Below are 13,713 nucleotides of genomic sequence, written 5' to 3'. Positions count from 1 at the left end.
TTTCGTGCGTTCTCAGCGTAGGGGCAGGTAGGCATGCAAAGGCCGGACTGGGCACCGCAGAGCATCGACATCGAACGACCCAGCGTGGCCCGCATGTACGACTACTATCTGGGCGGCTCGCACAATTTCGCGGCGGACCGGCGGGCGGCCCAGGCGATGATCGCGTCCGTTCCGGAGGCGCCCCTGATGGCCCAGGCGAACCGGGCCTTTCTCCGCCGGGCGGTGCACTACCTCATCGACGCCGGTATCCGGCAGTTCCTCGACATCGGCTCGGGCATCCCGACGGTCGGCAACGTGCACGAGATCGCCCAGCAGGCCGCCCCCGACACCCGGGTCGTCTACGTCGACGTGGACCCGGTCGCGGTGGCGCACAGCCGGGAGATCCTCAGCGGCAACGAGCAGGCGACCGCGCTCTGGGGCGACCTGCGCCAGCCGGCGGAGATCCTGAGCCATCCGGACGTACGCAAGCTGCTGAACTTCGACGAACCGGTGGCCGTCATGGTGGTCGCGGTGCTGCACTTCATCCCGGACTCGGACGACCCCCGTGGCATCCTGTCCACCATCCGGCGCAGCCTCGCCCCCGGCAGTTACCTCGTGCTCTCCCAGGCCAGCGACGACGGCCGGACCGACGACGAGCGCGAGGACGCCGAGCGTGTCTACCAACGTACGGACAATCCGCTGACGGTTCGCAGCCGGCGGGAACTCACCGGACTCTTCGACGGTTTCGACCTCGTCGACCCCGGTGTGGTCTGGGTGCCGCAGTGGCGACCCGACGCGTTCGACAGCCTCGACGACGCCGAACGGGCAGTGTTCATGGGCGGCGTGGGACGGCACGGTGGATGACGATTTCGGCGACCGGTCGGTGCTGACCGCCGCCCGGCCGGGCCTGCCCACCTTCGCCCGGGCCTGGGCCAAGGCGGTCACCGGCACCAGTTACCTGCCGATGACGCAGACCCAGCTCGAAGAACTCCTGCAACGGTTGACCGGCGAGTTGGCCGACGCGTTGCAGTCGGAGCCGTTCGACCTGCGTACCGGGCACCGGGTCGGTGCCGCCCTGGTCGCCGCGCACGTGGCGTCGGCGGAGGGACTCGGCCGGACCATCGAGGTCATCCAACTGCGCCTGCTGCGCGATCTCGGCCTCTGCCAGGAGGACGCCCAGGACCGGATGGCCCGGCTGCTGGCCACCGTCGCCACCGGGTACAGCCGGGCGATGCACGACCGTACGCTCGACGAGCAGGAGTCGATCCGGCGCGCCGGCATGGTCGCCCGGGAGCAGGCGGAGCGGGCGCTGCGGGAGAGCGAGGCGCGGTTCCGCCACCAGGCCACCCATGATCCGCTGACCAACCTGCCCAACCGCGCCCTGTTCACCGAACGGCTCGGCGCGGCCGTACGCCGACCGGACGCGGGCGACAGACGGATCGGCGTCTGCTTCATCGACCTGGACCGGTTCAAGGTCGTCAACGACACCCTCGGGCATCCGGTCGGCGACCAGTTGCTGGTCTCGGTGGCGGAACGGCTGCGGGGGCAGGTCGGCGACCACCTCGTGGCGCGGCTCGGCGGCGACGAGTTCGTCATCCTGGTCGAGGACACCACCTGTACCGACGACGCCCTCAAGGTCGCGGACGCCGCCCTGGCGGCGATCGGTGAACCGTCCGTGGTCGACGGGCACGAGCTGACCATCTCGGCGAGCGTCGGTGTGGTCGAGCGCCCGGTCACCGGCACCACCCCGGACGACGTGATGCGGGCCGCCGACGTGACCCTGCACTGGGCGAAGGCGTCCGGCCGGGGACGCTGGGCGTTGTTCGACGCCGAACGCAACGAGCTTGAGCTGAACCGGCACGCCCTGTCGGCGGCGATGCCGGGTGCACTGGACCGGGGCGAGTTCTACCTGGACTACCAGCCGCTGGTGTCGCTGACCCGCGACGAGGTGCTGGGGGTGGAGGCGCTGGTCCGCTGGCGGCACCCGACGCTGGGCGTACTGAACCCGGACAGTTTCATCGGGCTGGCCGAGGAGACCGGGCTGATCGTCCGGCTCGGCGACTGGGTCCTGAACGAGGCCTGCCGGGAGGCCCGGCGCTGGTTGACGATCAGCCCGGACGCGCCGTTCATCAGCGTCAACCTGGCGGTCCGCCAGGTGCACGTGGCCGGTCTGGCGGACGAGGTACGCGCGCTGCTCGACCGGACCGGCCTGCCACCGCACAAGCTCCAGCTCGAAATCACCGAGAGCGCGTTGATGACCACCACCGGCGAGCCGGTGCAGGCGCTGCGGTCCCTCGCCGAACTGGGCGTCCGGATCGCCATCGACGACTTCGGCACCGGCTACTCCAATCTCGCCTACCTGCGCTCGCTGCCGGTCTGCGAGCTGAAGGTGGCCGGCTCGTTCGTGGCCGGGCTGCAGGCGGCCGACGACGACCCGGCGAGCCACACCGACGAACGCATCCTGGCCACCCTGGTCTCCCTCGCGCACGCCCTCAACCTCACCGTCACCGCCGAGGGCGTGGAGACCGCCGGGCAGGCCGCCCGGCTGCGCGAACTCGGCTGCGACGCCGCCCAGGGCTGGCACTTCGGCCGCCCCGAGCCGGCCGTCCGGATCCACGACCGCCTCGGCCACCGGAGCTAGCCGCTTCCGTGATCAGGAAGAGTTCGGCTCGCTATGGGCCAAACTCTCCGCGACATCGGAACTAGCGGCTGTCGGGGTGGAGGAGGTTGGTCAGCCGGTCGGCCTGCAACTCCCAGCGCCACTCCCGTTCCACCCAGGCCCGGCCGGCGGCGCCCATCCGCCGGGCCGACGCCGGATCCGCGAGCAGGGTCGCGACCCGGTCGGCGAGCTGTGCCACGTTCCGGCCGTCGACCAGGTAGCCGGTCTCGCCGTCGCGTACCGCGTCGGGGGCGCCGCCGGAATCCCCGACGACCACGGGCAGGCCGGTCGCGGAGGCTTCGAGGAAGACCATCCCGAGGCCCTCGACGTCCAGACCGTGGTTGCGGGTCCGGCACGGCATCGCGAACACGTCACCGGCCGCGTAGTGCGCCGGCAGGTCCTGCCACTCCACGTTGCCGGTGAAGGTCACGTCCGCGGTCAGGTCGTGCTCGCGTACGAGTTTCTCCAACGTCGACCGGTACGGCCCGCCGCCGACGATCAGCAGGGCGGTGTCCCGCACCCGGCGCCTGATCTGCGGCAGTGCCCGGATCAGCGCGTCCTGGCCCTTGCGCGGCACCAGCCGGGACACGCAGACGACCACCGGCCGGTCGGTGAGTCCGTAGCGGGCCCGCAGCCCGGTCGCGTCGATGTCGGGGTGGTGCAGGTCGACGTCGACACCGGGCGCGAGCCGGCGCAGCTCGGTGACGTCGTGCAGGACCCGGTCGAGCCGGACCCGGGTGTACTCCCCCAGGTAGGTCGTGACGTCCAGTCCCCGGCCGATCCGGCGCAGGGTGGCGCGGGCACCGGGGAGCGCGGCCCACCCGATCTCGTGGCCGTGGGTCAGGGCGACCGCCCGTTCGATCCCGGCCCGGCGGCGCAGACCGGGTGCGAGGAGTCCGAGCGGGGCGGCGGCACCGAACCAGAGGGTGTCGCAGCCGTACTCGACGGCGAGTCGGGCTGCCCGCCGGGCGACCGAGGGGGTCGGCAGCAGCATCCCGGTCGACTCGCGGACCACCTCGAACGGCTGCTCGGCGTCGAACTTCTCCGCGCCGGGATGGGTGGAGGCGTAGACCACTATCGAGCCGGCCGGTTGGCGTACGGCGAGGTTGTGCACGAACGACTGGATCCCCCCGGCCCGGGGTGGGAAGTCGTTCGTGATCACGAGCGTCCGGCTCACCGGCCCTCGTTCCGGGCGTACGCGCGGGCGGCGGCCATCCGTTCCACGGTCGACGGGTGGGAGGCGGAGTAGAGGTACTCCCAGCGGGGCGGGTCGGGGTCGGCGAGGTTCACCGTGGCGAGCCGCCGCTGCATCGCCTCGAAGGTGGTCGGGTCCCCGGTCAGGTCGAGGGCGTGCGCGTCGGCCCGTGCCTCGACCCGCCGGGACAGCAGCGCCTGGGCCGGGGTGCTGACCAGGCCGACCACCGCGACGACGGCGAACAGGAGGGCGAACGCGCGCGGTTGGGCGATCGAGTCGACACCGGCCGCCCGGAGCAGCCCGCCCCAGAACCCGAGCAGGTAGAGCGCGGTCACGGCGGCGGCGGCCCCGAGTGCGCCGGTGAGCGTACCGGCGAGGACGTCCTGGTCCTTGGCGTGGCCGAGTTCGTGCGCCACCACGCTGGTCACCTCGTCCGGGGTCGCCTCGCGCAGCAGGGTGTCGTAGACGACGATCCGGCGGGTCGGGCCGAACCCGGAGACGTACGCGTTGACCGCGCGGGTCCGGCGGGACGCGTCGGCGACCAGGACGTCCCGTACCGGCACCCGGTCCCGTTCGGCCAACGCCATCAGCTCGGTACGCAGCGGCCCGGCCTCCATCGGGGTGAACCGGTTGAAGACCGGCTCGACCAGCACCGGCAGGACGAACGACAGCAGCACCACGAGTACGGCGGCACCGGCCGCGCCGAGCGCCCACCACCAGCGCGGGGCGAACCGGGTCACGGCGTAGAAGCCGAACAGCGCGACCGCGCCGATCACGGCACTGACCGCGTACGACTTGAGCAGGTCCAGACCCCAGCCGCCCCAGCTCTGGGTGGACAGCCCGTAGCGGTCCACCACCGCGTGGCGCCAGGCCGCGAACGGGAGGGTGACCAGGTCGGCGACGAGCACCACGGCCAGGCCGCCGAACACCGCCTGGGCGATCCAGTGGTCCCCGAACGGGCGGCTGACCAGGTCGACGAGTTTGCCGCCGAGCGGGGTCAGGCCGAGCACCAGGGCGATCAGCAGGCCGACGAGGAGTGCGCCGTACGAGCCGGGGCGCAACGCGGCGTGGAAGGCCCGGCTGCGGGCGACGTCGGCCGCCGGGAGTTCGCGCAGGGCGGCGAGTTGGTCGGCGCGGGGCGCCGGTGGGCGGTGCCACGGCACCAGCAGGGCGGAGCTGGCGATCAGCAGCACCACCAGCCCGACGAGCGTCACGACCGCCCACCCCCGAGGCGTCATCCGTGTCGCTCCTCCCGTTTGCCCGTGCGCCGGCTCATCCTAAGCCGGGAACTCAGGCGACGTGGCGGCGCCGGGGGCGACGGGGGCGGACCATCGGCAGTGCGGCGGGTGCCGGCCCGGACAGCACCGACACCTCGAACCCGGCCCGGGTGAACACCTCGATCGCCAGGTGCTCCTCCGCGTTCAGCCCGGCCTCGGCGGCCGGCTGGTCGATCAGTGCGCTGACCAGGCAATCGGAACAGGCCGGGCCACGCACCGTGCAACTGTCGCAGTCGATGAGCATCGCTCCTCCTCGCGGTACGGCCGAAGCCCTGTCGCGCCCCAACCACCGTCAGTCACATCGACGCTAAGTCAGGGGTACGACAAACCGCCCGACCGCCTCCTCCCACCCCAATCCGACCACTGGCCCTGATACAGAGAACGAGTGGCTATCCGGGGACGAATAACCACTCGTTCTCTGTATTAGCGCGCTTCCAGCCGGCGCGCAGCGCGGCGCGGTGTGGGTGGGTCAGGAGCGGGAGAGGCGGCGGAGGAGGGAGTCGGCGCCGAGGGGGTAGGCGCCGTGGCGGCGTACCCCGTCGGCTACCTCGCGGTCGGAGGAGACCACCACCACCGGGCGGCCGGCGGGCTCGGCGCGTACCAGCCGGCGGATCAGGTCGTCCGCGGTTTCGCCCTTGCGGGAGAAGAGGACCCGTACGCCGCGCGGTGCGGGCGGCAGCCCGTGCATCCGTTCGGCGCCGTCGAAGACCACGGTCACCTCGGCCCCGGTCTGCGCCGCCAACCCGCCGAGCCCGGTGATCAGGCGCTTACGCTGCTGCTCCAGCGACATCTCGCCGAAGCCCCGCTTGGTCACGTTGTAGCCGTCGGCCACCAGGTGCACCCTCGGCATGGCGAGCAGTTCGTCGAGCCGGGCCGGGTCGTCGGTGTCCAGCGCGCGGGCGGAGGTGGCCGACGCCGGACGGTCGGCGAACGCGTCCGCGACGTAGTCGGCCGGCATCCGGTCGGCCGGGTCGAGCGCCAGTTCCCGGCGCAGCCCGACGGCGGCCTGGCCGATCGTCTCCAGCAGCAGCCAGAGCCGGGCGTCGTCGACCGAGCGGGCCTCCTTGGCGGTCTGCCGGGTCGCCCCTACCACCGCCTCGGCCTCGGCCAGCCGGGCACGCAGGCGGCGCAGTTCGGCGTCGTGGTCGGCGCCCAGCCGGGCCGCCCGACCCTTCTCGGTGGCCAGCATCTCGGTGGCCTTGCGCTCCTTGGCCTGGGACTCGCGCAGCGACCGGGCCAGCACCCGGGACTCCTCGCGGAGCTGACCCAGTTCCTCGCGTACCCGGGCGACCTCGTCGCGGAGCTTGTCGGCCTCGACCCGGGCCACGGCACGGTCGTGCTCGGCCCGGCTGGCCCGCTGCTCGGCCTCGCGGACGAGTTCGGCGACGACCGCGCTGTCCGCCTCGGCCCGTACCGCGACCCCGGCCGCCTCGACCAGTTCCCGCCAGCCGCGCGGGCGGACCAGGTAGGCGAGGGCGGCGACCTCGACCGGGTCGGCCGCCGCCGGGGCGGTCCCCGCGATCACCGCCGCGCCGAGTTCACCCGCGTCGGTGAGTACCCGTTTGGTGATCCGCTGGCGGAACAGGGGGTCGCTGGCGAGTTGGGTGGCGATCATCGGTGCGCCGAGCCGGGCCCGCCGGTTGGGCGCGAACTTCGCCACCCGGCGCAGCGGTACGGGCAGTTCCTCGTTCGGCAGTCCGGGCAGGGCGACGGCGGTCAGCGCGACGATCCGTTGCCGGACCGGTTCGGGCAGTACGGGCTCCGGTTCGAGTTCCAGGACCTCGTCCTGCTCACCATCCCCGTCGACGGCCGGCACGGCGTGCGCCCCCGGTTCGGGGAGGCGGTCGTCGGTCGGTTCGGTGAGGGGCATGTGCCAAGTCTCCCACCGTCGGCGTCGGGAGTGCCCGATGACTCAGATGATCTCTTCTGGTAGATCGGCTGTTACCAGCGGTACGGATGGTGCGTCCGTGTCGTACCCAAGCCCTAACCTGCCCGAATGGCGCAACCCCATCCCCCGGTGCCCCGTTCCGGGCCACCCCGACCCCGGACCGGCACCGAAACCGCCCGGCCCGCCACCGAGGCGGCCCGCCCCGGATACGTCCAGGGCACCCTGGACGGCCTGCTGACCGGCACCGGGGCGCCGGACGAGCTGCCGCTGTTCCAGACCACGTTCGTGGTGGTCGACCTGGAGACGACCGGTGGCGCCCCGGACGGCGGCGGCATCACCGAGATCGGGGCGGTCAAGGTGCGCGGCGGCACCGAGCTGGGGACGCTGGCCACGCTGGTCAACCCGGACCAGCCGATCCCACCGTTCATCACCGTGCTGACCGGGATCACCCAGGCGATGCTGCTGCCGGCGCCCCGGATCGCGGAGGTCCTGCCGAGTTTCCTGGAGTTCATCAGGGGCGCGGTCCTGGTGGCCCACAACGCCCCGTACGACGTGGGTTTCCTCAAGGCCGCCTGCGCCCAGCTCGGGCACACCTGGCCGAACCCCCGGGTGCTGGACACCGCCGCGCTGGCCCGTCGGGTGCTCACCCGCGACGAGGTGCCCAACCGCAAGCTGGGCACCCTGGCCGCCTACTTCCGTACGCCCAGGCAGCCGAGTCACCGGGCGTTGGACGACGCGCTGGCCACGGTCGACGTGCTGCACGGGTTGATCGCCCGGCTGGGCGGGCACGGGGTGCACACCCTCGGCGACACGATCGAGTTCGCCCGCGCGGTCACCCCGACCCAGCGGCGCAAGCGTTACCTCGCCGACGGGCTGCCGAAGGTGCCGGGGGTCTACATCTTCCGGGCCGCCGACGACCGACCGCTCTACGTCGGCACCTCGGTTGACATCGCCACCCGGGTACGCAGCTACTTCACCGCCGCGGAGAAGCGGGCCCGGATGTCGGAGATGCTCGCCGCGGCCGAGCGGGTGGAGGCGGTCGAGTGCGCGCACGCGCTGGAGGCCGAGGTCCGCGAGCTGCGGCTGATCGCGGCACACGCGCCGCCGTACAACCGGCGGTCGAAGTTCCCCGAGCGGAAGGTGTGGCTCAAGCTGACCACGGAGGCGTACCCCCGGTTGTCCGTGGTCCGGCAGCTCGCGCCCGACGACGACGCCTACCTGGGTCCGTTCACCTCCCGGCGCGGCGCGGAGCTGGCCGCCGCCGGCATCCACGACGCGGTCCCGCTGCGCCAGTGCACGCACAAGCTCTCCGCCCGGACCACCACGCCGGCCTGCGCGCTGGCCGAGCTGGGTCGGTGCGCGGCGCCCTGCGAGCACCGGATAACCCCGCAGGAGTACGAGCGCACCGCGACCATCCCGCTGCGGATCGCCACCCGGGAGGATCCGCAGGTGGTGGTCGACGCGTTGCTGGCCCGGATCGAGGCGCTGGCCGTCGACCACCGCTACGAGGAGGCGGCGACCGTACGGGGCCGCCTGGTCGCGGTGCTCCGGGCCACGCTGCGGATGCAGCGGCTGACCGGGCTGACCCGGATCGGGGAGCTGTCGGCGGCCCGGCGCACGGACACGGGCGGCTGGGAGCTGGTGGTGGTCCGGCACGGGCGGCTGGCCGGCGCGGGGACCGCCGCGCCGGGGGTGCATCCCCGGCCGGTGCTCGACCTGGTCCGGGCGACCGCCGAGACGGTCCTGCCCGGACACGGGCCGATACCGAACGCCTCGGCCGAGGAGACCGAGCGGATACTGGCCTGGTTGGAGCGACCGGAGACCCGACTGGTCGAGGTTTCCGCCGGCTGGGCATCACCGGTACGCGGCGCGGCACGGTTCCGGGACCTGCTCGCGAAGGCCGAGTCGGCCTCCTCCGCCCAACTCTCGACCGAACGCCTATGAGCAACTGACCGATCGGACTACGTCAACCCAACTAGGCTGTTAAGGAAGTGCAGTCCTGCCCGATTAATCGGGCTGCTCCCGTACGACCGCGCCGGTCCGTGTGGGAGCCGGGTGAGGAGGTGTCTCCGCGTGGACGTCGACGCCGGACACGGCGCCGCTCTCGGAGGCGCCCCGACGACCCGAGCTGGTGAGTTACCGCTGACCAGACGCCTGCGCTCGCTGCTGTCCTGGGCGCCCGCGGAAGACGACCCGGTGACCCAGTTGGCGCGCAGCCACCGTGGCATCCATCCGAGTGCCGACACCGTTGTCCTGCGCCGGGGTTACACCATCGCGGAGAACATGCACCGGGGGCAGTTCCGCAAGAGCGGCGAGCCGTACATCACCCATCCGCTGGCGGTCGCGCAGATCTGCGCCGACCTGGGGATGGACACCACCACCCTGGTCGCCGCGCTGCTGCACGACACAGTGGAGGACACCCGGTACACCCTCCAGGCGCTGACCGACGACTTCGGTCCCGAGGTGGCGCACCTGGTCGACGGGGTGACCAAGTTCGACAAGGCGTTCTACGGCAAGGCCGCCGAGGCGGAGACCATCCGAAAGATGATCATCGCGGCCGGCAAGGACGTCCGGGTGCTCATCATCAAGCTGGCCGACCGGCTGCACAACATGCGTACGCTCGGAGTCCGCTCGCCCGCCTCCCGGGCCCGGATCGCCCGGGGCACCCTGGAGGTGCTGGTCCCGCTCTGTGACCGGCTCGGCATCCAGGCGCTCAAACGGGAGCTCGACGACGTGGTGCTGATGCACCTGGAGCCCGAGCAGTACTCCCGGATCGAGGAACACGTCAACAACCGTCCACGGTGGGCCAACTACCTGCAGGACGTGGTCGGTCGGGCCCGGACGGTGCTGCGACGGCACCGGGTGGTCAGCATGGTCGAGGCCCGCCCCCGGCACTTCTACTCGATCTGGAAGGACACCGTCGCCGGGGAGCACTCGGTCCCGTTCGACCTGCCCCGGATCGCGATCGTGGTCGACGGCCCGGACACCGACTGTTACGCCGCGCTGGGCGCCATCCACGGGATGTGGCGACCGGTCGCCGGCCGGTTCAAGGACTTCATCGCCTCACCGAAGAACAACCTCTACCGCTCGTTGCACACCACCGTGATCGGTCCGGAGGAACGCACCGTCGAGGTGCTGATCCGTACCAAGGCCATGCACCAGTCCGCCGAGTACGGCATCGCCGCCGAGTTCCGGTTCCCCCAGTCGGGCACCGCCGGCGGCTCCAACACCGACCAGTTGGACTGGCTGCGCCGGGTCCTCGACTGGGAGCAGGAGACCTCCGACTCGGCGCAGTTCCTCAAGTCGCTGCGCGGCGACCTCGCCGAGAGCCAGATCCAGGTCTTCACCGAGGGGCGGCAGGTCGTACTGCCGGCCGGTTCCACCCCGGTCGACCTGGCGTACGAGCTGAGCATCCACAAGGGCGACCACTGTCTCGCCGCGAAGATCAACGGACGGTTGGTGCCGCTCTCCTCCCCGCTCGACGAGGGCGACGTGGTCGAGATCTTCACCGAGGCTGACGGGCACGGCGAGTGGGACGTGGCCACCGAGCCGTCCGGCCCGCGCCGGGAGTGGTTGGACTTCGTCAAGTCCCCGCACGCCCAGATGCAGATCAACCGGTTCTTCGCCGAGCACCAGGAGCCGGGGATCTCGATCTCGGACAAGGTACGCCTGGGCCGGGCGACCATCGGGCTGACCCTGCGCAAGCACGATCGGGGCCTGGCCAACGACCTGCCCCTGCGCCGGCTCTCCGAGGAGCTCGGCTATCCCGACCTCGAAACCCTGCTGGTCGCGGTCGTCGACCGGACGATCGAGCCGGACATGGTGGTCGACCGGCTGATCGCCCAGGTCGACCAACCCGAGTGACGCCTCATGCCCCGGCTGCCCGCAACCGTGCCACCGACCTCTAGCCTGGTTCAGTGACCACCCGTCGAGCGCCCAGGGCCATGTTCTACCGCACCTTCTACCGACTCCCCCACCCGGTACGGCGGAAACTGGTGCGACTGGTCGTACCGAAGTACATCGTCGGCGCGGTCACCCTGCTCTACGACGAGGACGCCCCGCCGCCCGGACGTCTGCTGCTGCTGCGTCAGCCGCCCGGCGACAAGGGCTGGGGCCTGCCGGCCGGGCTGCTCCAGCGCCACGAGGAGCCGGTCGTCGGCGCGGCCCGCGAGTTGCACGAGGAGTCCGGGGTTCTGTTGGCGCCGGAGCAGTTGCGCCCGGCCACCCCCAACGCGGTGATCCACCTCAAGGGCTGGGTCGACTGTGTCTTCGAGGCGTCGGTGCCGGCGGCTACCACCCCGTTGGTGGTGGACGGCGGCGAGGTCTACGAGGCGGCCTGGCACCCGCTGGACAACCTGCCCCGGCTGACCACGTCGACCGCGAGGCTGCTCGGCCGCTACGGCATCGGCCCGCTGGCCGACACCTTCGTGGGCCCACCCGCAACGCCGGCATCGGCCACGCCGGGTGATGTGGCAGCACCCGGATCACCCGGCGTGGCGGGTGATGCGGCAGGGCCCGGATCCACCCCGTCTGCGCCGGGCGCAGCGGCGGCCGACGAACCGGGCGCCGACGAGCCGGGACGGACCGCTCCCGGACCGGCGGCATGACCGCTCCGCCCGACGGCATCTGCGCGATCATCCTGGCCGCCGGTGAGGGCACCCGGCTGCGGCCACTGACCGAGCGGGTCCCGAAGGCCCTGTGCCCGGTGGGCAACGTACCGCTGCTGGAGCGGGCGCTGGACCGGGTGGCGGCGCTCGGCTTCACCGGCACCGAGCGGGTCGCGGTCAACGCCTGCTACCTCGGCGAACAGGTGGTCCGGCAGGTCGGCGCGCGGGCCCATCTCTCGGTCGAGCCCGGTTCCCCGCTCGGCACCGCCGGTGGGGTGGCGAACCTGCGCGACTGGATCGACGGGCGGGGCGTACTGGCCGGGAACGCCGACAGTTACCTGGCCGACCCGCAGGCGGCACCGGGGCCGGACATCGCCGCGCTGCTCGCCGACTGGGACGGCCGGACGGTACGCCTGCTCGGCCAGCCCCTGCCGGACCCCTCGGAGCCGTACGGCTTCAGCGGTCACCGGTTCGCCGGCTTCTCGCTGCTGCCCTGGCGCTACGTACGGGACCTGCCGGTCGAGCCGGCCGAACTCGTACGGGCGGTGTGGCGGCCGGCGGAGGCGGCCGGTGACCTGACGGTGGTGCCGTACTCCGGCACGTACCTGGACACCGGCACCCCCGCCGACTACCTGGCGGCGAACCTGCACGCCGCCGGGGACGGCAGCCTGGTAGATCCCACCGCGACCGTGACCGGCGCCCACGACCGCGCGGTGATCGGCGCCGGCGCGCGGGTACGCGGCACGGTGCACCGATCCGTGGTCTGGCCCGGTGGCGTCGTGGCCGAGGATGAGCGGCTGGAGAACGTGATCCGGGTCGGCCACGACCTGACCGTGACCGTCGGTGACCCTCTAGCATGAGCGGCAGGTCCACGAAAGGAGCCCGACGGTGATCACCGCGATCGTCCTCATCGACTGCGCGACCGACTCGATTCCCGAGGTGGCCGAGGCGCTGGCCGCCCAGCCGGGGGTCAGCGAGGTCTACTCCGTCGCCGGCAACGTCGACCTGATCGCGGTGGTGCGGGTACGCGAGTTCGAAGAGATCGCCGAGGTCATCGCCGGCCGGATCTCGAAGGTCCCCGGCGTCATGAACACCGAGTCGCACATCGCCTTCCGGGCCTACTCCCAGCACGACCTGGAGGAGGCGTTCGCCATCGGCCTCGCCGACGCGGACTGACCCGCCCCTGCGGCCGGTCCCGGCTGCGGCCCGTGCACCGACACGTTGCCCGCCAGCTCGTTCGCTGGCGGGCGACGTGATTTCCGCTCCCCTGGAGGTCAGCCAGGGATCAGCTGGTGCCGGGGTTGGGCGAGAGCGTCGATCCCGGACCGGACTGGCTGCCGGTGCTGCTCGGGCTCGGGCTCGGCGTACCCGACGATCGACCCGGGCTCGGTGCGCTCGGGTTCGGGGTCGGCCCCACGGACGGGTTGGCCGGCACCGGTACGCCCAACTTCCGGGCCAGTGACAGCAACTCGTCGAAGTGCATCTGGAGCTTCGGCAGGGCGGCCTGGGCCACCTTCTTCACCGCCGGATCCGAGCCCTGTGCCAGCTCGGTCTGCGTCGCCTGGATGTTCTTCAGGTGCGCGGTCAGCTCCGCCGAGATCCACTGGGTGTCGAACGCGGCACCGCTGGTCCCCTGCAACTGGCTCAGGACCGCCTGCTGGTCCGGTGTCGGTGAATCCGGCAGGGTCACCCCGGTGGACGAGGCGGTGCTCTGCACCTGCTTGTCCAACTGGGCGTGATCCATCACGAATTTCGACCCGAGATCCTGGACCTGCTTGTTCGTACCGTTCTGTCGGGCCAGGTTCCCGGTCGCGATCTCGGCCAGATTGGCCTGGTGAATCGCCTGCAGATACTGCGAATCCTGCTGGGAAGGCGCGGCAGCGCCATGTGCGGCGGTAGCCGGCGCCAGGCTCACCAGCGCCAACCCGAGCATCGCCAGACCGGCACCTATCCCCAAGCGTTTGACAGCCAACATGTGCTTCCCCCCTCGCATCGTTGGACAGCACCCGCTTACCCCATCCCAGCCCACACACGCAGCCATTCCCCGCCACCCGCCAAAACGCGTTGATCATGAAGTTAGCGACGTCCCGAAGGCTTCGGGACGTCGC

At 71.9% G+C, this 13,713-nt stretch carries 11 protein-coding genes and 1 pseudogene; 7 read left to right on the top strand and 5 right to left on the bottom strand.

Annotated features, from left to right (window positions below; translation table 11 throughout):
* Window positions 1-33 precede the first annotated feature (33 nt).
* Window positions 34-843, top strand: coding sequence for an SAM-dependent methyltransferase (locus OIE47_RS23455; protein ID WP_326556682.1), 810 nt, complete (start codon window positions 34-36; stop codon window positions 841-843).
* A 43-nt stretch (window positions 844-886) separates the two neighbouring features.
* Entirely contained in the window at window positions 887-2,620 is a 1,734-nt protein-coding gene (locus OIE47_RS23450) for a putative bifunctional diguanylate cyclase/phosphodiesterase (protein ID WP_442792184.1), read from the top strand.
* A gap of 61 nt (window positions 2,621-2,681) precedes the next feature.
* On the opposite strand, the gene OIE47_RS23445 is transcribed toward OIE47_RS23450, so the two are convergent.
* The 4 genes from OIE47_RS23445 to OIE47_RS23430 all read right to left on the bottom strand — a co-directional run bounded on the left by OIE47_RS23445 (window position 2,682) and on the right by OIE47_RS23430 (window position 6,980).
* Window positions 2,682-3,815: a glycosyltransferase family 4 protein gene (locus tag OIE47_RS23445; protein WP_326556681.1), complete on the bottom strand. Its 1,134-nt coding sequence runs from the start codon at window positions 3,813-3,815 to the stop codon at window positions 2,682-2,684.
* Entirely contained in the window at window positions 3,812-5,071 is a 1,260-nt protein-coding gene (locus OIE47_RS23440; RefSeq protein ID WP_326556680.1) for a M48 family metallopeptidase, read from the bottom strand. Before OIE47_RS23440 ends, OIE47_RS23445 begins: the two co-directional genes overlap by 4 nt.
* Before the next feature lie 52 nt (window positions 5,072-5,123).
* Window positions 5,124-5,354: a hypothetical protein gene (locus tag OIE47_RS23435; protein WP_326556679.1), complete on the bottom strand. Its 231-nt coding sequence runs from the start codon at window positions 5,352-5,354 to the stop codon at window positions 5,124-5,126.
* Between the two features lie 225 nt (window positions 5,355-5,579).
* Window positions 5,580-6,980: an NYN domain-containing protein gene (locus OIE47_RS23430; RefSeq protein ID WP_326556678.1), complete on the bottom strand. Its 1,401-nt coding sequence runs from the start codon at window positions 6,978-6,980 to the stop codon at window positions 5,580-5,582.
* Between the two features lie 126 nt (window positions 6,981-7,106).
* On the opposite strand from OIE47_RS23430, the gene OIE47_RS23425 reads away from it, so the two are divergent.
* From OIE47_RS23425 to OIE47_RS23405, 5 genes and pseudogenes are all read left to right on the top strand, one after another.
* Window positions 7,107-8,942 carry a DEDD exonuclease domain-containing protein gene (locus tag OIE47_RS23425; protein WP_326556677.1) on the top strand — a complete coding sequence of 612 codons (1,836 nt, stop codon included), beginning with the start codon at window positions 7,107-7,109 and terminating at the stop codon, window positions 8,940-8,942.
* A gap of 129 nt (window positions 8,943-9,071) precedes the next feature.
* The gene (locus tag OIE47_RS23420) at window positions 9,072-10,862 is read left to right on the top strand and encodes a RelA/SpoT family protein (protein ID WP_326556676.1); all 1,791 of its coding nucleotides are present in this window, start codon (window positions 9,072-9,074) and stop codon (window positions 10,860-10,862) included.
* 80 nt (window positions 10,863-10,942) lie between these two features.
* A pseudogene (locus tag OIE47_RS23415) lies at window positions 10,943-11,446 on the top strand (NUDIX hydrolase); the annotation flags it as partial.
* Window positions 11,447-11,601: 155 nt separating this feature from the next.
* Window positions 11,602-12,465, top strand: a complete 864-nt coding sequence (locus OIE47_RS23410) for a nucleotidyltransferase family protein (protein WP_326556675.1) — start codon at window positions 11,602-11,604, stop codon at window positions 12,463-12,465.
* Between the two features lie 28 nt (window positions 12,466-12,493).
* A complete protein-coding gene (locus OIE47_RS23405; protein WP_326556674.1) occupies window positions 12,494-12,781 on the top strand; it encodes an Lrp/AsnC family transcriptional regulator in 288 nt (95 codons plus the stop codon).
* A 109-nt stretch (window positions 12,782-12,890) separates the two neighbouring features.
* Here OIE47_RS23405 and OIE47_RS23400 read toward each other — a convergent pair whose 3' ends face one another.
* Window positions 12,891-13,580, bottom strand: coding sequence for a DUF4142 domain-containing protein (locus tag OIE47_RS23400; RefSeq protein WP_326556673.1), 690 nt, complete (start codon window positions 13,578-13,580; stop codon window positions 12,891-12,893).
* Window positions 13,581-13,713 lie beyond the last annotated feature (133 nt).

Source organism: Micromonospora sp. NBC_01796, assembly GCF_035917455.1.
Classification (GTDB): Bacteria; Actinomycetota; Actinomycetes; order Mycobacteriales; family Micromonosporaceae; genus Micromonospora_G.
Note: the sequence above shows the minus strand (reverse complement) of the source record. Positions and strands in the feature narration are given on the sequence as shown.